Raw genomic sequence first — 18435 nt, forward strand, 5'->3', positions numbered from 1 at the left:
CACCGCCCCCGCCCGTTCGCCCGGCGGTTGTCAGTGAGTTGTCGCGGAACCGTCAACTGGCCTTGTTGAACGCTTCGTAGACCTTCTTGGGGATGCGCCCGCGGGCCGGGACCTCGAAGCCGTTCGACTGCGCCCAGGCGCGGACGGTGGCCGGGGTCGGGGCGATCGGCGTGCGCTTGTAGGCGCGGCCCGAAAGGGTGCGGCGGCGGCCGGCCTCCACGTAAGGAGCCAGGTCATTGCGCAGCTTGTCCGCGTTCTGGGACGAGAGGTCGATCTCGTACCACTGACCGTCGACGCCGAATGCGATGGTTTCCGCCGCTTCTCCGCCGTCCAGGTCGTCGGCGAGGGTGACCAGTACGCGTTGCGCCATAGGGATGTGGTCCTTTCGTACGCCATCGGCCTTGCCGGGGCCCGGCGATCGCACGCGGCCCGTGTGTCGTGGCGGTCGCGAGCGGGAACGGTCGCGACCGGACGCCGGGCCCCGGTGTCACGGGTGGGCCGACAAGTCGAGTGTCGACAAGTTTTCATTTGTACGATGCCACGAAATGGGCACCGCGTGATACATCGTGACACCTGTTAATTCCCCCGGGTGCCGCTTCGTAATCGGGACCCTATGTTTCACCTACGGGTTTCCCCAAGCATTTCGGCGGCCGATACATAAACGTGATCAGTGATCTAGGGGTGCGCTAGGGGTCGCGTTCATATCTACTCGCGTAGATTTTCGCACCGGGTACGCTGAGAGAACCTCACGCACCACACCACCGGGAGTGCAAGTGGCACGCGTCGTAGTCGACGTCATGCTCAAGCCGGAGATCCTCGACCCCCAGGGCCAGGCGGTGCAGCGAGCACTGCCGCGCCTGGGCTTCGACGGGATCTCCGACGTCCGCCAGGGAAAGCGCTTTGAACTAGAGGTCGAGGGGCCGGTCGACGACGCCGCCCTCGCCCGCATTCGCGAGATGGCGGAAACCTTTCTCGCGAACACCGTGATCGAGGACTTCGCCGTAAAGGTGGAGTCGTGACTGCGCGCGTTGGCGTCGTCACATTCCCCGGCACGCTCGACGACCGTGACACACAGCGCGCCGTCCGGGTCGCGGGCGCCGAAGCCGTACCGCTGTGGCACCGTGACAAGGATCTCCAGCAGGTCGACGCGGTGGTTCTGCCGGGCGGCTTCTCGTACGGCGACTATCTGCGGGCCGGCGCGATCTCGCGTTTCTCGCCGGTGATGGAAACGATCATCGAACAGGCGAAGGCCGGAATGCCGGTTCTCGGCATCTGCAATGGGTTCCAGGTGCTCACCGAGTCGCATCTGCTGCCAGGCGCGATGCTGCGCAACAACCACCTCCACTTCGTCTGCCGCGACCAGAAGCTGCGGGTCGAGACCAGCGCCACCGCCTGGACGTCGCAGTACGCGGACGGCCAGGAGATCTCCATCCCGCTGAAGAACATCGACGGCCGCTACACCGCCGCCGAGCGGGTGCTGGACGAACTGGAAGCCGAGGGCAGGGTGGTCTTCCGCTATCTGGACGGCAATCCGAACGGGTCGCTCCGTGACATCGCGGGCATCAGCAATGCCGCGGGCAATGTCGTCGGCCTCATGCCGCACCCCGAGCACGCCGTCGAGCCGCTGATCGGCACCGGCCGCACCGACGGCCTCGGATTCTTCACCTCGGTCCTGAAGAAGTTGGTCTCCGCATGACCCTCGATACCGTCAAGCACGCCGCCGAGACGCCCGAGGCCGGGCAGCCGTGGAAGGAACTCGGCCTCAAGGAGGACGAGTACGCCCGGATCCGCGAGATCCTGGGCCGCCGCCCGACCGGCGCGGAACTGGCGATGTACTCGGTCATGTGGTCGGAGCACTGCTCGTACAAGTCGAGCAAGGTGCACCTGAAGCAGTTCGGCGAGAAGGCCCCGCAGACCGACGCGCTGCTCGTCGGCATCGGTGAGAACGCGGGCGTCGTGGACGTCGGCCAGGGCTACGCCGTCACCTTCAAGATCGAGTCGCACAACCACCCGTCGTACATCGAGCCCTACCAGGGCGCGGCCACCGGCGTCGGCGGCATCGTCCGCGACATCCTCGCGATGGGCGCGCGGCCGGTCGCCGTGATGGACCCGCTGCGGTTCGGCGCGGCCGACCACCCCGACACCCGGCGCGTCCTGCCCGGCATCGTCTCGGGCGTCGGCGGCTACGGAAACTGCCTCGGCCTGCCCAACATCGGCGGCGAGGTCGTCTTCGACCCCTGCTACCAGGGCAATCCGCTGGTCAACGCGCTGTGCGTGGGCGTCATGAAGCACGAGGACATCCACCTCGCGCAGGCGTCGGGCCAGGGCAACAAGGTGATCCTGTACGGCGCCAGGACCGGCGGCGACGGCATCGGCGGCGTCTCGGTGCTGGCCAGCGAGACCTTCGACTCGACCGGCCCGTCCCGCCGCCCCGCCGTCCAGGTCGGCGACCCCTTCCAGGAGAAGCTGCTCATCGAGTGCACCCTGGAGATCTTCCGCGAGCAACTGGTCGCGGGCATCCAGGACCTCGGCGGCGCGGGCCTGTCCTGCGCCACCAGCGAGCTGGCCTCGGCCGGCTCCGGCGGCATGCGCGTCGAACTGGACACCGTGCCGCTGCGCGACGCGACGCTCTCGCCCGAGGAAATCCTCATGAGCGAGTCGCAGGAGCGCATGTGCGCGATCGTCGAGCCCGACAAGGTCGAGCGCTTCCTGGCGATCTGCGAGAAGTGGGACGTCATCGCCACCGTCATCGGTGAGGTGACCGAGGGCTCGCAACTGGAGATCTTCTGGCACGGCGAGCAGATCGTGGACGTGCCGCCGCGCTCGGTCGCGCACGACGGGCCGACGTACCACCGCCCGTACGCCCGGCCGGACTGGCAGGACGCGCTCCAGGCCGACGACGCGGGGAAGCTGCCGCGGCCCGGCACCTCCGCCGAACTGCGCGAGCAGGTGCTCAAGCTGGTCGGCTCGCCGAACCAGGCGTCCAAGGCGTGGGTCACCGACCAGTACGACCGCTTCGTGCAGGGCAACACGGTGCTGGCGCAGCCCGAGGACTCCGGCATGATCCGGATCGACGAGGAGACCGACCTCGGCGTGGCCATCGCCACCGACGGCAACGGCCGCTTCGCGAAGCTCGACCCGTACACGGGCGCGCAGTTGGCGCTCGCGGAGGCGTACCGCAATGTCGCCGCCTCCGGGGCCAAGCCGCTGGCCATCTCGGACTGCCTGAACTTCGGCTCGCCCGAGGACCCGGCCGTGATGTGGCAGTTCGCCGAGGCCACCCGCGGTCTCGCCGACGGCTGCCTCCAGCTCGGCACCCCGGTGACCGGCGGCAATGTGTCGCTGTACAACCAGACCGGCGACGTGGCGATCCACCCGACCCCGGTGGTCGCGGTGCTCGGCGTGATCGACGACGTCAACCGGCGTACGCCGATGGCCTTCAAGGACGAGGGCCACCTGATCTACCTGCTCGGTGACACCCGCGAGGAGTTCGGCGGCTCGGCCTGGTCGCAGGTCGTCCACGACCACCTCGGCGGTCTGCCGCCCGCCGTCGACCTCGACCGCGAGCGGCTGCTCGGCGAGATCCTGATCTCCGCGTCGCGCGACGGCATGATCGACGCCGCCCACGACCTCAGCGACGGCGGTCTCGTCCAGGCGGTCACCGAGTCCTGCCTGCGCGGCGGGCACGGCGCGCGGCTGGTCGTCCCGGACGGTCTGGACGCCTTCACGTTCCTGTTCTCGGAGTCCGCGGGCCGCGCCGTCGTCGCGGTGCCGCGCTCCGAGGAACTGCGCTTCACCGACATGTGCGGGGCGCGGGGGCTTCCGGCGGCGCGGATCGGCGTCATCGACGGCGACGAGATCGACGTGCAGGGGGAGTTCAGCATTCCGCTGGGCGAACTGCGCGCCGCGCACGAGGGGACGATTCCGGCGCTGCTCGCCTGAGCGTTCCGCTGATGTGACGGAAAAGTCCACCGGGTGCCCCGGCCGCGATGACGCGGCCGGGGCATCTGTGCGGTGTGGCGTGGACCGGCGATGGTCTTAACGGTCTGACGAACGGCTTGACGTTTTACGGGAATCGGGCGTCGTGGCAATTGCCGGAGGCGTCATAAGACGGCATGTGCCGGATCCACCCGTATGGCGGTGCTCGGGGCTGTGCGCCGTCACCCATGATCGTTTCGCGCGCTCGCACGTTGGCGCACGAAACGAGGGGAATGTGCAGTGATCACACGTAAGAACATCGCCGTGCTGCTGTCCGCCGCCGTGATGACGGCGGGTCTCGCCATGACCGGCGGGGCCTCGGCCACGGCCGCCGCCGCAGCTCCGGCGAAGGAGAAGGTCAGGCCGGCCGCCGAGTGCGGTGTCCGGTCCGACGGCCGTCTGTACTGCGGCAACAAGGTCGGGGCCAGGGGCTTCGCGGACCGCTCCTACCGCTCGGCGACCCGCGGCACCCTGACCACCGGCTTCAACTGGTTCGTCTGCTGGGGCCACGGCGACCCGCACGCGGGCCAGAACGACATCTGGTACTGGACGCAGCTCGACAACGGCGCCTGGGGCAACGTCCCGGCCGTCGACCTCTACACCGGCCAGGACCTGGCGCCCGGCCTGCGGGAGTGCTGAGAGCGTTCGCCACTCGGGGATGACCGCCTCCCGGTGCCGCGGGCGCCGGGGGGCCGGGGGGCCGGGGTGCCGGGGGGGCCGGGCAGAATGGACCGTGACCTCAGAGCAGACCGAGACCCCCGACCCGCGCACCGGCCCGCCGACCACGGGCGGTGAGCGCGAGACGCTGCGCGGCTTCCTCGACTACCACCGCGAGACCCTCGCCATGAAGTGCGACGGCCTCACCGACGACGAACTGCGCCGCTGTTCCATGCCGCCGTCCACCCTCAGCCTGCTCGGGCTCGTCCGGCACATGGCCGAGGTCGAACGCGCCTGGTTCCGCCGGATCATCGACGGCGAGGACATCCCTCTCGTCTGGTCCGCCACCGGCGACTTCCAGGAGGCGTACGACGCCTCCGGCTCCACCCGCGACGAAGCCTTCTCCGCCTGGCATGCCGAGGTCGCCCACTCCCGCCGCATCGAGGGCGCCGCCCCCACGCTCGACCTCGTCGTCCACAACTCCCGCCACGACGAGGACGTTTCGCTCCGCCTGGTCATGCAGCACGTCATCCTCGAATACGCCCGTCACAACGGCCACGCCGATCTGCTCCGCGAGGCCATCGACGGCGCCGTCGGCGCCTGACGGCGCCGTTCCGCGTGGGCGCGCTCACCCACCGCGCTCCCGTAGGTCACCACCCGCCCCGGGCGGGGCAGTTCGGTTGTTCCCGGACCACCGACCGGTGGTGGGTTGCTCGCGCAGTTCCTCCCCCAGCCTTCGGCCGGGAGGTGCCCCCAGCGCCCCTGACGGGGCGGACTGTCTTTTGTCCGGGCGGTGAGTCGGTCTTTTTAGGGGCGCGGGGAACTGCGCGACCGGCCACGGGGTTGGTGCGCCTTTGAGAACCGGCCCCAGTGGGGCAGATGCGGTTGTTTTCGGGCTGGCAGCCCGGCGGGGGTGGGTCGCGGCCCATGGCGGGGCACGTCGTGGGTGAGGGCGGCGGAGGGGGCGGAGTTCACGGGGCCGCCCGCCGCGCCCCGGTGGTGCCGCCGCTTTCGGTGCGGCGGCACGGGAGTTGGGGCTACCGTCGAAGAGTGACCGGTGTGGAGATTGCGATCGGGTACGTGTGCGCGTGGCTGGTGGCCAAGGCGCGGCGGGTGGCGGGGCGGGCGGACGCGGAGGTGGACCGGGGTCTGGACGCCGGAATGGACCGGCTGCACACGCTGGTCTCCGGTGCGCTGGGGGAGGACCCGGCGCTGGAACGGGCGGCACGGGAGGCGGACGCCGGGGAGGTGTCCGCCAGGACGCGCCGTCGTCTGACCGACGCGCTGGACGAAGCGGTCGAGCAGGACGGGGAGTTGGCGGAGGCGCTGCGCCGCGTCGTTGACGAGGTACGGGCGTTGACGCCCGCGACGGCCTCGGCGGAAGGCGACGGCGTCGCCATCGGGGGAAACGTCGAGATCCGCGCGGACGGCGGCTCGGCCGCCGCCGTACGGATGGGTGACGTGACGATCGGAAACCCGCTGGCGCCGGACCCTCAGGTGCCGGGTCCGCCACAGGCCTGAGCGCACCCGGCGCTCCACCCGACGAGCCCACGAGGACGCCAACGGCCGTCACGATAAAGGCCGTTGACGGTTCCGTCGCGGCCCACACCGTCCACGGCGGACTCCACCAGCACCACCACCCGCCCCCGCGCCCGCCCGCCGCCTGGCCCGTACAGATCGGCGTCGTCCCGCGCGAGGCGGACTGCTTCCAGGACCGCGCGGCCGTCGGCGCCCTGGACGCGGCGCTCACCGACGCCGGTACGGCCGTGGTCGGCCAGGTCCTCACCGGCATGGGCGGCGTGGGCAAGACCCAACTCGCCGCGCGGCACGCCCGGGACGCGTGGCGGTCCGGCCGCCTCGACCTGCTGGTGTGGGTCACGGCGACCAGCCGCCAGGCGGTGGTGGACGGCCTCGCGGAGGCCGCGCAGACGCTGCTCGGGGCGGACCGCGAGGACCCCGAGCGCGCCGCCCGCGCCTTCCTGGCGTGGCTTGAGCCCAAACCCGCCCCGGAAGCGCCGCGTTGGCTCGTCGTCCTGGACGACGTCACCGACCCCGCCGACCTCACCGGCCTGTGGCCGCCCGACAGCCCCACCGGCCGTACGGTCGTCACCACCCGCAGCCGCGACGCCGCCCTCACCGGCCGGGGCCGCCGACAGGTCACCGTCGGCGTCTTCACCGAAGAGGAGAGCGAGGGCTATCTGACCACCGCCCTCGCCGCCCACGACCGCGAGCCGCTGCGCGAACTCATGGCGCTGGGCAGCGCATTGGGCTGGCTGCCGCTCGCCATGTCCCAGGCCACGGCGTACGTCGTGGACGCCGGAATCACCTGCGCGACCTACCGCGCCCGCCTCGCCGACCGCGCCCAGCGCCTCGCCGACCTGCACCCCACCGCCCTGCCCGACGACCAGACCACCGGCGTCGCCGCAGCCTGGACCCTGTCGCTCGACCGCGCCGACCACCACGCCCCGGTCGGCCTCGCCCGCCCCATGCTCCAACTCGCCTCGATGCTCGACCCCAACGGCATCCCCGAGGCCGTCCTCACCGGCGCCCCGGCGCTCAACTGGCTCGCCCAAGAAGCCCCTTCCCAGGACACGGTCTCCTCCGACGACGCCGTCCGCACCCTCCGCGTCCTCCACCGCCTCAGCCTCCTCGACCACAGCCCCCGTACCCCGCGCCGCGCCGTCCGCGTCCACCGCCTCGTCCAGCGCGCGGTGCGCGACACCTTGACCGAGGCGGAACAGGACGCGCTGGCGCGGGTGGCCGCCGACGGGTTGGTGGAAGCCTGGCCCGAGGTCGAGCGGGACACCGAACTGGCGCAGTCGCTGCGGGCGAACACGGCCGCCGTGATCGGGGTCGCGGAGAAGGCGCTGTACGAGCCCGCGTCGCACGTCGTGCTGCACCGCTACGGCAGGTCGCTGGGAATGGCGGGCCAAGTCTCCGATGCCATCGCCTACTACGCGAACGTCGTACGCGTGTCGCACACGCTTTTGGGCCCCGCCCACCGGCACACCTTGTTCAACCGTGCCGTCCTCGCCAACTGGTACGGGCGGGCGGGGGACGCTGCGGGCACCGCCGCCGCGTTGACGGACGTCCTCAACGACATGGAGCACCTGCTGGGACCCGGCCATCCGTACACGCACCTTGTCCGTCCCCTTCTCGCGCTGTGGCAACGCGCGGCAGGAGACGGTACGGCCGCCGCCGCGCTCGGGGAGTGGCTGGAGAGCCCGCATCTGAAGGTGAGCCCCGACGATCCGCTCACGTTCGCCATCCGCAGCGACCTCGCTCACCAGGAAGGCGGCACAGGCGATCCGTCCTCAGCCGTCGCGACGTACGTCGAACTCCTGGCGGACGCCACGCGGGTGCTCGGCCCCGATCACGATCAGACGCTTGCCATCCGTGGGCACCTCGCCGAATGGCAGGGCAGAGCGGGTGCTCCGTCCGGTGCCGTGGCCGCGTACGAGGCGCTGTACGAGGACTACGCGCGGGTGCTCGGCCCCGAGCATCCGCACACCTTCCTCCTCCGTGCCAGGCTTGCCAACTGGCTCGGCGTGGACAGCAGCGCCGCCGCCGCTGTCACCGCTCTCACGTCGGTGCTGGACGACATGGTCAAGGTGCTCGACCCCGAGCACCGCGACCTCCTTCTCGTACGCGAGCGGCTGGCGCACTGGCAAGCGAAGTCCGCCACTGACCGGACGCGTTGAAGCACCAGCTCCCGCCCCCTCTAGAACGTGCTGTGAAGTCCTTGTGAGGACCCCGCGATCCCCGCCCCGCACAAGGCGACAATTGGTGCTCCTGTGACTCCCGCCCCGGCGGCCGAGAAGGAATGAGCGCCGTGGAGCCGCTACAACCGGAGGACCCCGAGCAGATCGGGGGCCATCGGCTGCTGGCGCGACTGGGCGCGGGCGGAATGGGCGTGGTGTACCTGGGGCGTTCGCCGGGCGGACGCGCGGTGGCGGTCAAGGTCGTCAAGGCCGGGTTCGCGCGGGACGCGCGCTATCGGGCGCGCTTTCGCAGGGAGGTGGCGGCGGCCCGTACGGTGACGGGGGCGTTCACCGCGCCGCTGCTGGACGCCGACGCGGACGCCGCCGTGCCGTGGCTGGTGACCGAGTACCTGCCGGGCCTGTCGCTGCGGGAGGCGGTCGGCGCGTACGGCGGTCTGCCGCCCGCCGCCGTACGCCTGTTGGCGGCGGCCTTGGCCGAGGCGCTGGTGGACATCCACCGCGCGGGCCTCGCGCACCGGGACCTCAAGCCGGAGAACATCATGCTCACGGCGGGCGGCCCCCGCGTGATCGACTTCGGGATCGCCCGCCCCGACGGCGCCACGTCGATCACCGCCCCCGGCGCGCTGCTCGGCACGCCGGGCTTCATGTCGCCCGAACAGGCGTCCGGCGGGCTCGCGGGCTCCGACAGCGACATCTTCGCGCTCGGCGCGGTGCTGGTGTTCGCGGCGACCGGGCGGGAGCCCTTCGGCGACGGCGACCGGGCGGCCACGCTGGAACGGGTACGGCGCGCGCGGACGGATCTCACCGGGGTGACGGATCGGGGGCTGCGGGCCCTCGTCGCGTCCTGCCTGCACCGCGAGCCCGGCGAACGCCCCAGCGCCGCCGCCCTGTTGGAACGGCTCGGCGAGCCGGAGGCGTCCGTGCAGGGCACGCGGTGGCTGCCGCCGCCGATGGCCGAGGCGGTGGACCGGCGGATGACGGGAGCGGAGCCGCCGCCGTACGCCCCGACGCCGGGGCAGGTGCGGCCCGAAGGAGCGCCGGGACCGCAGGCCGTGGCGCCGGGCCAGACGACGGCCGACCCGACGGCCGACCCGCCCGCCGGTCCGCCGCCGCTGCCGCCCGGGCCCCCGAAGCCACCCGGCACCCTCCGCGACCCGAGCCGCCGCACACTGCTGCTGACGGTGGCCGCCGCCGCCGTACCCGTCACGGCAGGGGTCGTACTGGCCATACGGGGCACCAGCTCGGCCCCGGGCCCCGGGCCGTCCGGCAAGGGCCGGGCGTCCGGCGGGCCGAAGCCGTCGAGCGGCCCGGCCTCGCCGCCGTCCCCCGCCGACCCCCCGGAAGCCACCTCGCGGTGGAAGACCAAGGTGCCCGCCAACGGGCAGGGCTACCCCGACATCTACGCCACCGGCGACGTCCTCCTCACGGCGAACGACACGGGCACCGCCGTGGCCCGCGCCCTCGACGCGCGCACCGGAAGGCAACTCTGGTCGCGACCCATCGACTTCGCCACCCAGGCATCCAAGATCACCGTCGGCGACGGCGCCGTGTTCGTGATCGACGAGCGCAAGAACGACACCTCCACGCTGCGCGCCCTCGACCCGGCCTCGGGAGCCACCCTGTGGACCTACCGGGTGCCGCTCATGAACTTCGTATGGGGCGCGGCGGCCACCGGCTCGATGGTCTGCGTCACGGGCGGCGACGCGGTGACGGCGTTCGACGCCAAGAGCGGCAAGGTCATCTGGCGGACGACCGTGGAAGGGCAGTACGCCACGGCGGGCGCCGGGCTCGTCCTGGTCGAGAGCACCGCGCGGGGCACCAACGCGATCACCGCCCTGTCCGCGACCACCGGCCGCGTCCGCTGGACGCACAAGCTGGCGGACCAGCCGATGGACACCGTCATCGGCGGCGACGGCTTCGTGTTCACCCACGACGCGTACGGCAATCTGTTCGCTCTCCACTCCGCCACCGGCAAGGCCGCGTGGAACAAGACGGTGGACACGCGGAGTTCGTACCGCCGCACCGGCGGCGGCCTGCTCTTCGCCGACGACGTCGACGGCCACATTCGCGCGCTGCGGGCCAGTACGGGCGCGGAGGTCTGGTCGCGCCGCATGGGCCAGGACACGGCGAGTCCGTACGGCCAGTCGACGGCGATCGGCCTGTCGGGCGGCACGCTCTGGGTCGGCACGACCGACTCCGTCGTCTACGCCCTCGACGCCGCAGACGGCAGCGTCCTGTGGACCTACGGCGCCGACGCGATGAACGAACCCGGCGCCTCCGCCGATCCGGCGTGGGGCGCGCTGGCAGTCGGCGAGCTCGTCGTCCTGGGCACACGGGACGGCTACCTCGACGCGGTCAGCCCGCCGGACGGAATCCGGAGCGGAACGCAGGACGGAAGCCGGAACGGAACGCCGGGCGCGACGTCAGGCGGCGTGGCACCGACCGTCGCGCCGGGTGGAGCACCGACCGTCACGCCGAGTGGAGCGCCGAGCGTCACACCGAGTGGATCACCGAACGGAGCCCCGAATGCTGCGGCTTGAACCCGGCGACCCCGGTACGGTCGGCCCGTACCGGACCCTGGCGCGCATCGGCACGGGCGGCATGGCCACCGTCTACCTGGCCCGTTCCCGGGGCGGCCGGTCCGTCGCCGTCAAGGTCATGCACGCCGACCTCGCCCGCGAACTCCCGTACCGCGAACGGTTCCGACGTGAGATCGCCGCCAACTCCGCCGTGGGCGGCGTCCACAGCCCCTCCGTCCTCGGCGCGGACCCCGACGCCGCCACGCCCTGGATGGCCACCGAATTCCTGCCGTCGCTCTCCCTGCGCGACACCGTCGAGCGCTTCGGGCCGCTCCCGGCCGCCTCCGTCCGCCGCCTCGCCGCCGGTCTCGCCGAAGCCCTCGCCGACCTCCACCGCAACGGGGTCGCCCACCTCGACGTCAAGCCGGCGAACGTCCTGCTGACGGCCGACGGCCCCCGGCTGATCGACTTCGGCATCGCGACGACGGCCCCGCCCGCGCCGCCCGGGATGCCGCCCGGACCCGGCCACGTATCCGTCAACGCGTCCGGCCACGCGGGCTCTTGGGGCTTCATGTCCCCGGAGCAGGTCGCGGGCGCGGCCGGTCCGCCGAGCGACGTCTACTCGTTGGGCGCGACGCTGGCGTACGCGTACGGGAGCGCCGACGGCGGGGTCGAGGACGGCGGCGGTACGGACGCGCTGCGTGCCCTCGTCGCCGACTGCCGACGGCCCGACGCCGCCGCGCGCCCGACCGCCGCCGCGCTGGTCCAACGGCTCGCCCCGGCGCCGGACGAGAGCGCGGTCCCCGCCGTCCACTGGCTCCCGCCGCAGGTCGTCACGGCCATCGACGCGAACGCGAGCGCCGCCGACAACCCGCCCGGCCTCTCGCCCCCGTCGACCGGGCCGGGTCGGCGCCGCGTCCTGCTGGGCGGCGTGGCGGCGGCCGTCGTGGCCGTGGCCGGGGGCACGGCGGCGGTGCTGGCCACGCGCTCGGACGGCTTGTCGTCCGGTGAGGGACCGGGCGGTGACGGGAAGTCGCGTACGACGCCCACGCGTTCGCGCGCGGGCGCCACTCCCACGGCCACGGCGGCCCCCACGACCCCCACGCCCTCGGCGAAGCCGGTCTCCCTGGTCTTCGAGGTCACGGGGACCGGCACCCTGACGACGGTCTCGTACGCCGTCAACGGCAAGGTGACCAGGAGCAGGAAGCCGCAGAAGCTGCCCTGGCGCAGGACGGTCGAGGTGCCGGGGGTCGCGGGCTCCGTCGGCTGGGAGATCAGGCTCACCCTCGGCTCGGGCACGGCGCACTGCCGCATCCTGCTGGACGGCAGCGCGGTGTTCGACCAACGCGCTCCCACCACAACGCCGTTCGGTCCGACGTATCCCACCGACATCGCGGGGGGCGGGTCCAGTTCCCTGCCGGGACCCCTCCCGGGGCTCGACGGTTAGCGTGTGCGCCCCCGGCCCAGGAGAAAGGCATTCACCATGGTGAGCAAAGTCAGCTTCCTGCCCAAGGACATCGGCAGCCTCAGCCGGGGAATTCCCGCCGCCGCGCCCGGCACGCTCTTCGTGCTCGGCCCGAGCGGCGGCATGAGTGTCGCCCCGGACGCGGACTTCGCCGTGATGTTCGGCCGCAACGAGCTGGACGTCCACGTCTGCGTCGGCACGGGCGACGCGTGCGTCAGCCGCCGCCAGGGGATCATCACCTACGCGCACTCCCGCTGGACCCTCGGCAACACGGGCAAGCTGCCGATCCGCTTTCCCGGTTCACGTCTCGTACTCGGCGGTGACCAGGCCGAGTTGAGCACCGGCTACACCCCGCTCTTCATCGTCGCCCCGCGCCAGGAGCACCTGCTGGAGGTCCGGATCGCCTCCGCCGGCCCGCAGCCCGGCGCCGCCGTCCGGGGCTCGGCCTCCGTCGCCCACGAGCGCGAGACCAGCGACCGCGAGACCCGCGACCTCACCGAGGAGGAGAAGCTGGTCCTCACCTGCCTCGCCCAGCGCTACCTCCGCAACGACCCCCAGCCCCAGCCCCTCACCTGGTCCCAGGTCGCCTACGAACTCACCGACCTCCACCCCGCCGACCCCTGGAGCGCCAAACGCGCGGCCCACGTCGTCGCCAAGCTCCGCCGCCGTCTCCACCGCGAGACCGACATCCGCGGCCTCCTCGAACACGAGGTGCCCCCGCCGGTCGGCAACGCGCTCAACCACAACCTCATCACCGACCTTCTGCTCACCACCACGATCACCAAGGCCGACCTGGACCTCCTGGGCGACTGACGACGGCGATTGAGAATGACGGCGATTGAGGACGGGCGACAGACGACGGCGAATAACGACGCCCGCCCGGTGAAGCGGCTTGGTCAGCCCGCCAGTTCGCCGAGGAGCGTCCAGGTGCGCAGGCGGTCCGCCTCGCCCGCGATGTCGGTGCCCGAGAACACCACCTCGGTCGCGCCGGCGTCCCGGTAGCGCCGTACCTCGGCCGCGACCGTCTCCTCGTCGCCGATGACCGCGACGTCGGAGGCGCGCCGGCCGCCGGAGAGTTCGATGGCGCGCGCGTAGGAGGGGATCTGCTCGTAGAAGGCCAGTTGCTCGGTGGCCTTCGCCCGGACCGTGTCGACGTCGTCCGTCACCACGCCGGACACCAGGGCCACGATCCGGGGCGCGGGGCGGCCCGCCGCCCGCGCCGCCGCGGTGACGGCCGGGACGATGTGCTCGCTCAGGGCGCGCGGCCCGGCCAGGTAGGGCAGGATGCCGTCGGCGAGTTCCCCGCTGACGCGCAGGGCCTGCGGCCCCATCGCGGCGACCAGGAGCGGAACACCGCCCTCGGCGCCCGGCACGCGCGCGGGGACCGGGGTGGCGGCGGTGAGCAGTTCGCCGTGGAAGTCGGCGGCGCCGGTCTGCGTCAACTGCCGCAGGGCGGTGAGGAATTCGCGCAGGCGGGCCACGGGCCGCTCGAAGGGGATGCCGAATCCGGCCTCGGTCAGCAGCTTGGTGCCGAGCGCGAGCCCGAGGTGGTAGCGGCCGTGCGTGGCCGCCTGGGCGGTCTGGGCCTGGCTGGAGACCAGCAGCGGGTGCCGCCCGAAGACCGGGATCGCGGAGGTGCCGACGTGGAGGCCGGGCACCTCACGTCCGACGATCGCGGCGAGCTGCGGCGAGTCGGCGCCGAAGGTCTGCCCGAACCAGGCCGAGCGCAGGCCGTGAGCCGCGGCCTCACGGGCGAGTTCTACGGTGGCGTCGACCTGGTTCGCCGCCTCGGACGCGTGGAGTGTCACTCCTACAGTCATGGTGGTGAGAACCCCGCGCTCCTGACCAGGTATTCCGCCGAGTGTGACGGCGTCGTGTCAGGTGTGTGAACCGGGGGCGGAAGGACACCGGGCCGGGTCGCGGTCGGCCGGCGTCCGGCCCCGCCCGCCCGCCCGCGGCGCGCGTCCGCACCGGCCGACCGGCTCACTTGTGGCGAACCGGTGCCGGGCGCGCGCCCGGCTGTGACACGATCCGGTGAGACCGTGTTCTGGTGGGCGCGGGAACGGACGCCGGGGGGTGGCGGTAGTGCGGTTGAGTATTGCGGCGGTGGACGAGGACGAGGACGGGGCCGCTGAGCTGCGGGAGCTGTCCGAGTGGCTGCGCACCGACGAGGACGGTCCCGACGAGGTCCGGCTGGCGACGCGGACCGGCGGTAAGGCCGGGGAGATGGGCCCCGTCGAGGTCATCGACCTCGTGCTCACGCACGCCGTGGCCCTCGCCAACCTCGCCGTGGTGTACGCCGGTTGGTGGAAGTCGCGGGCCCCGCGCCCGCCGGGATCGGGCTTCACCTTCACCCGTGAATCCGACGGGCTGACCGTGACCGTGTCGGGGCAGGACGGTTCCGAAGAGGCCGTACGCCGCCTGCTGGCCGTCCTCGCGGAGCCGCAGCAGCCGCCCGCGGGGCCGCCCGAGGTGGAGTAGGGCCGTGGAACTCGCCGACCCGCTCCGCTCGTACGCCGTCCTCATCGGCTCCTCGACCTTCGCCGACCCGGGCCTCGACGACCTGCCGGCCGTCGCGAACAACCTCGCCCGCTTAGGGGAGTTGCTCGAAGACCCCACCGTCTGGGGCCTGCCGCCCGACCGCTGCGTACGGGTCCCGGAACCCGCGTCGCCGGGCGAGGTGCTGGACGCGGTCCACGACGCGGCCCGCAGGACCGAGGACACGCTGCTCGTGTACTACGCGGGCCACGGCCTCAGCGACGCCGACGGCCTGCTGCTGACGCTGCCGTCCACCGACCCCCAACGCCCTTACACCTCGGTCGGTTTCGACTCCGTGCGCCGCGAAGTCCTCACCGCCCGACGGGACGCGAACCGCATCGTGATCCTCGACTGCTGCTACAGCGGCGGCGCGCTCGTCGGCGGCATGAGCGGCGGCGGCGCGGCGAACGCGCCGGTCGAGATGGCCGAGCAGACCCGTATCGCCGGGTCGTACCTCCTCACCGCGAGCGCCGCCACCCGCAAGGCGCTCGCCCCGCCCGGCGAGACCTACACCGCTTTCACCGGCGAGCTGATCCGCCTCCTCGACCAGGGCCTGCCCGGCGGCGACTCCCTGATCGAGGTCACCAGCGTCTACGAGCGGCTGCGCGGCGAACTCCTCGCCAAGGGACGGCCGTTGCCGCAGCAGCGGCTGAGCAACACCGGCCGCACGCTGGCCATCGCCCGCAACCGGTACGGGGCGGCGCACGCGGCGCCGCCGCCGTCCGAGACGCTGCCGGGCCCGAAGCCCGCCCCGCCCGCCCTCACGATCCCGGACGACCTGAAGGAGGCGCTGCGAGGAAAGCCCCGTGCCCTCGCGAGGGAGTACGTGCGGTTGGGGCAGACCGAAGGCGGACGCGCGCACGCCCGGGAACTGCTGCGCCTCGCGGGCGCGTTGCGGCCCCCGCAGGAGGTCGCGGCGCTCGTCGCCCTTCTGAACGGGGACAGTTGGGGCATCCCCTTCCAGGAAGTCGCCGCGCGCGGCCCGCAGGCGGTCGTGGAGTGCCTGGAGGCGCTGTACGCCGTGGACGGCGCGGAAGAGGCCCCGCACGGGCTGATCGAGGTGGTGACCACCCAGATCCCCGAGATCGTCGTGGGCACGGTGCGGGCGCTGCGCGCCGCCGGATACCCGGCCGAGGCGGACCGGCTGCTGTCCAGGACGGTCGCGGAGAACGCGTACACCGAGTACGTCCTCGGCCTGCTCGGCGCCCTGTGGTCCGCGGAGTTGGACGCCGACGCCGACCGCGTCCTGGCCGAGGCCACCACCGAGTCGGACGAGGAGGCCGTACGGTTCGCGGACGCGCTGCTGACGATGGGCCGTCGGCAGAAGGCGTTCGAGCTGTACGTGCGGGCCGCGGCGGTCGTCGTCCGAAGGTCGCCGGGCGACCTCATCCGTGTCCTCAAGGCCTTGGACGAGGAGCGGGAGGAGGAGCGGGACGAGGAGCGGACCGGGGGCCGGCCGCCCGAGACGGCGGACGCGCGGATCGTCCTGCTCCAGGGATTCGCGACCACCCTGCTCGACACCGCCGTCGCGGAGGCCGAAACACCCGCCGGGCTGGCCGAGTTGTGCGAGGCGCTGTGGAGCGCGGGCATGGAGGGCCGCGCGCTGATCGCGCTCGCGGCAGCCGCCGAGTCGTACGACGCCCCCGCCGTCGTGGAGCTGGCCGACGCCCTCCGTGAGAGCGGCCACGCGGACGGCGTACGCCACCTGATGCGCGCCGCCGCTTTCACGCATCCCGTCGAGACGACCCCCTACTTCGTGGAGGCGCTGCGCGACATGGGCTGGCCGGTGGACGCCAACCGGCTGCTCGCCACCGCCCTGACCCGCTCGCCCGCGGAGATCGCGGCGCTGCTCGCGTCGTTCGGGCCGGGCCGGGAGCGGGACCGCGCCCAACTGGTCACGGCCGTCAACAGCCGCCCGGTCGCCGACCGGCTCCGGCTCCTCAGCGGTCTGCTGGCAGCGCCGGGCGACTACGAGGACTTCCTCGCCTCGGTCGCGCTCCTGCCGGACGAGGACTTCCTGGAGGTCCTGGAGGCGCTGCGCGCCGCCGACGACCCGACCGCCCTGGTCACGCTGTTCCGCTTCCAGATCCGCGCCGACCCGATGGGAGCCGCGAGGCGGCTGCTCTTCCTCATCGACAACGCGGAGGCGTTCGGCGTCGAGAGGGCCGTGCTGGCCGCGCTCGCCGCCAAGGAGCGGGACGGCGACAGCGAGCTGTCGGTCGCCGAGGTGAGCCGTCTGGTCGGTCCGACCGCCGCCCTCGAAGCGCGCGTCTACGCCACCGCCGCGCTGTGGGCCGCCGGATACGGCGAGCAGGTCCGCACCGCCCTGTCCCGCCAGCACTACGTGGCGACAGGCACCTACCTGGTGAGGTGGCTCGTCGCCCTGCACGACCACTCCCTGCCGGAGTGCGTCAACGCGGTCATCGCCAGCCGCTCCCTCACCGAGAGCAGCCCGCCCATCCTGGCCGACCTGGTCGCCGGTCTCGCCGAGGCGGACATGAAGGACGCCGCCACCTTCGCCCTCAAGCGGTACGCCTTCGCTCTCGGCCCCCAACAGGTCAGCGCCCTCGCCCGCCGTCTCGCCCTCATGCCCGCCCTCCCGGCCCCGTCCCGCCGATGACCGTCGCTGTCAGTGGGCCCGTATAACCTCGGGCGCATGCCCGTTGAACGGCGCCGACGCGCGCGGACGTATGAGCCCGACCGGACATGGGGGGCGCTCACCGCGCAGGCGGGGCATCTCCGGTCGGCCGTGAGCGCCCTGACGGGGGAGCGGCTCCAGCGGGAGAGCGGGCTGCCCGGCTGGGACGTACGGACGCTCGTCGCGCATGTCGTACGGCAGACCGTGGTGCTGCCGCGTTACGTGGCCGAAGCCGTGCCCGCCGGGAAAGGGCAGCTGACCGACCTGGACACCTGGGCCGTCTCGACGGCCGGGATCGCCGACCGGCTGGACGCCACGACCAAGGAGGCCGCCGCGGCCATGGGGGACCCGGCCGAGGCGATGGCGGCGGCGGCCGAGGAACTGGCCGGGTGCAGGGAGCGGGCGCTGCGGACGGATCTGGTGGTGCCGGACGTGTTCGGCGGGATGCGGGCGCTGGACTTCACCGTGACGCGGCTCGTGGAGCTGGTGGTGCACAGCGACGACCTGGCGCGGGCGACCGGCGTGGACGTGCCGCTGGACCGGCACGCCGTCGCGGCCGTCGTCCGGCTGCTCGCGGACGCGCTCGCCGCCAAGGCGCCGGGCAATTCCGTGGAGGTCCGCGTCCCGCCGTACGCGGCGGTGCAGTGCGTCGAGGGCCCGCGGCACACCCGGGGCACGCCGCCGAACGTCGTGGAGACCGATCCGCTGACCTGGATCCGGCTGGCGACCGGCCGTACGACCTGGGCGCGGGAAGTGGACGCCGCGACCGTGAGCGCCAGCGGCGAGCGCGCCGACCTGGACGCGTACCTCCCCCTCCTGGGCTGACCTCCCCACCGGACGACGACCCGGCCCCCGGGACCGGTGGCACCCGGAGCCGACCCGGCCCCCCGGGACCGGCGGCACCCGGAGCTGCCCCGC

General features: G+C 72.9%; 15 protein-coding genes. 13 read left to right on the forward strand and 2 right to left on the reverse strand.

Annotated elements, in window-relative coordinates:
- Positions 1 to 52: 52 nt before the first annotated feature.
- Positions 53 to 370 (reverse strand): Lsr2 family protein, encoded by a 318-nt coding sequence (locus ACFZAM_RS04605; protein WP_188284161.1) that lies wholly within the window; start codon positions 368 to 370, stop codon positions 53 to 55.
- A gap of 403 nt (positions 371 to 773) precedes the next feature.
- Here ACFZAM_RS04605 and purS point away from each other — a divergent pair, with 403 nt between their 5' ends.
- From purS to ACFZAM_RS04655, 10 genes are all read left to right on the forward strand, one after another.
- Positions 774 to 1019 carry a phosphoribosylformylglycinamidine synthase subunit PurS gene (gene purS / locus ACFZAM_RS04610; RefSeq protein WP_093716007.1) on the forward strand — a complete coding sequence of 82 codons (246 nt, stop codon included), beginning with the start codon at positions 774 to 776 and terminating at the stop codon, positions 1017 to 1019.
- Positions 1016 to 1696 carry a phosphoribosylformylglycinamidine synthase subunit PurQ gene (gene purQ, locus ACFZAM_RS04615; RefSeq protein WP_355336137.1) on the forward strand — a complete coding sequence of 227 codons (681 nt, stop codon included), beginning with the start codon at positions 1016 to 1018 and terminating at the stop codon, positions 1694 to 1696. Before purS ends, purQ begins: the two co-directional genes overlap by 4 nt.
- The gene (purL, locus tag ACFZAM_RS04620) at positions 1693 to 3942 is read left to right on the forward strand and encodes a phosphoribosylformylglycinamidine synthase subunit PurL (RefSeq protein WP_391042669.1); all 2250 of its coding nucleotides are present in this window, start codon (positions 1693 to 1695) and stop codon (positions 3940 to 3942) included. Before purQ ends, purL begins: the two co-directional genes overlap by 4 nt.
- Positions 3943 to 4218: 276 nt before the next feature.
- Complete coding sequence (locus tag ACFZAM_RS04625) at positions 4219 to 4617, forward strand: hypothetical protein (RefSeq protein WP_391042672.1); 399 nt, start codon at positions 4219 to 4221, stop codon at positions 4615 to 4617.
- 94 nt (positions 4618 to 4711) lie between these two features.
- Entirely contained in the window at positions 4712 to 5239 is a 528-nt protein-coding gene (locus ACFZAM_RS04630; RefSeq protein ID WP_355336143.1) for a DinB family protein, read from the forward strand.
- 455 nt (positions 5240 to 5694) lie between these two features.
- Entirely contained in the window at positions 5695 to 6156 is a 462-nt protein-coding gene (locus ACFZAM_RS04635; RefSeq protein ID WP_391042675.1) for a hypothetical protein, read from the forward strand.
- A 245-nt stretch (positions 6157 to 6401) separates the two neighbouring features.
- Positions 6402 to 8336: a tetratricopeptide repeat protein gene (locus ACFZAM_RS04640; RefSeq protein WP_391042678.1), complete on the forward strand. Its 1935-nt coding sequence runs from the start codon at positions 6402 to 6404 to the stop codon at positions 8334 to 8336.
- 131 nt (positions 8337 to 8467) lie between these two features.
- The gene (locus tag ACFZAM_RS04645) at positions 8468 to 10897 is read left to right on the forward strand and encodes a PQQ-binding-like beta-propeller repeat protein (protein WP_391042679.1); all 2430 of its coding nucleotides are present in this window, start codon (positions 8468 to 8470) and stop codon (positions 10895 to 10897) included.
- Entirely contained in the window at positions 10884 to 12323 is a 1440-nt protein-coding gene (locus tag ACFZAM_RS04650) for a phosphotransferase (protein ID WP_391042681.1), read from the forward strand. Before ACFZAM_RS04645 ends, ACFZAM_RS04650 begins: the two co-directional genes overlap by 14 nt.
- 36 nt (positions 12324 to 12359) lie before the next feature.
- Positions 12360 to 13154, forward strand: a complete 795-nt coding sequence (locus tag ACFZAM_RS04655) for a hypothetical protein (protein ID WP_391042684.1) — start codon at positions 12360 to 12362, stop codon at positions 13152 to 13154.
- Positions 13155 to 13237: 83 nt separating this feature from the next.
- Here ACFZAM_RS04655 and ACFZAM_RS04660 read toward each other — a convergent pair whose 3' ends face one another.
- The gene (locus ACFZAM_RS04660) at positions 13238 to 14194 is read right to left on the reverse strand and encodes a TIGR03564 family F420-dependent LLM class oxidoreductase (RefSeq protein ID WP_391043550.1); all 957 of its coding nucleotides are present in this window, start codon (positions 14192 to 14194) and stop codon (positions 13238 to 13240) included.
- 253 nt (positions 14195 to 14447) lie between these two features.
- Here ACFZAM_RS04660 and ACFZAM_RS04665 point away from each other — a divergent pair, with 253 nt between their 5' ends.
- From ACFZAM_RS04665 to ACFZAM_RS04675, 3 genes are read left to right on the forward strand one after another with little or no spacing between them, the layout of a single operon-like run.
- On the forward strand, positions 14448 to 14822 hold the full coding sequence (locus tag ACFZAM_RS04665) for a hypothetical protein (RefSeq protein WP_391042686.1): 375 nt from the start codon (positions 14448 to 14450) through the stop codon (positions 14820 to 14822).
- 4 nt (positions 14823 to 14826) lie between these two features.
- Positions 14827 to 17499 (forward strand): caspase family protein, encoded by a 2673-nt coding sequence (locus tag ACFZAM_RS04670; RefSeq protein WP_391042689.1) that lies wholly within the window; start codon positions 14827 to 14829, stop codon positions 17497 to 17499.
- A 36-nt stretch (positions 17500 to 17535) separates the two neighbouring features.
- Positions 17536 to 18342, forward strand: a complete 807-nt coding sequence (locus ACFZAM_RS04675) for a sterol carrier family protein (RefSeq protein WP_391042690.1) — start codon at positions 17536 to 17538, stop codon at positions 18340 to 18342.
- Positions 18343 to 18435 lie beyond the last annotated feature (93 nt).

This window comes from Streptomyces sp. NPDC008079 (assembly GCF_042957385.1).
Taxonomy (GTDB): domain Bacteria; phylum Actinomycetota; class Actinomycetes; order Streptomycetales; family Streptomycetaceae; genus Actinacidiphila.

Excerpts from the sequence above, each read along its gene's own strand:
- ACFZAM_RS04605 (WP_188284161.1), bottom strand. The coding sequence starts at position 370 with ATGGCGCAACGCGTACTGGTCACCCTCGCCGACGACCTGGACGGCGGA.
- purL (WP_391042669.1), top strand. The coding sequence starts at position 1,693 with ATGACCCTCGATACCGTCAAGCACGCCGCCGAGACGCCCGAGGCCGGG.
- ACFZAM_RS04650 (WP_391042681.1), top strand. The coding sequence starts at position 10,884 with ATGCTGCGGCTTGAACCCGGCGACCCCGGTACGGTCGGCCCGTACCGG.
- ACFZAM_RS04655 (WP_391042684.1), top strand. The coding sequence starts at position 12,360 with ATGGTGAGCAAAGTCAGCTTCCTGCCCAAGGACATCGGCAGCCTCAGC.
- ACFZAM_RS04675 (WP_391042690.1), top strand. The coding sequence starts at position 17,536 with ATGCCCGTTGAACGGCGCCGACGCGCGCGGACGTATGAGCCCGACCGG.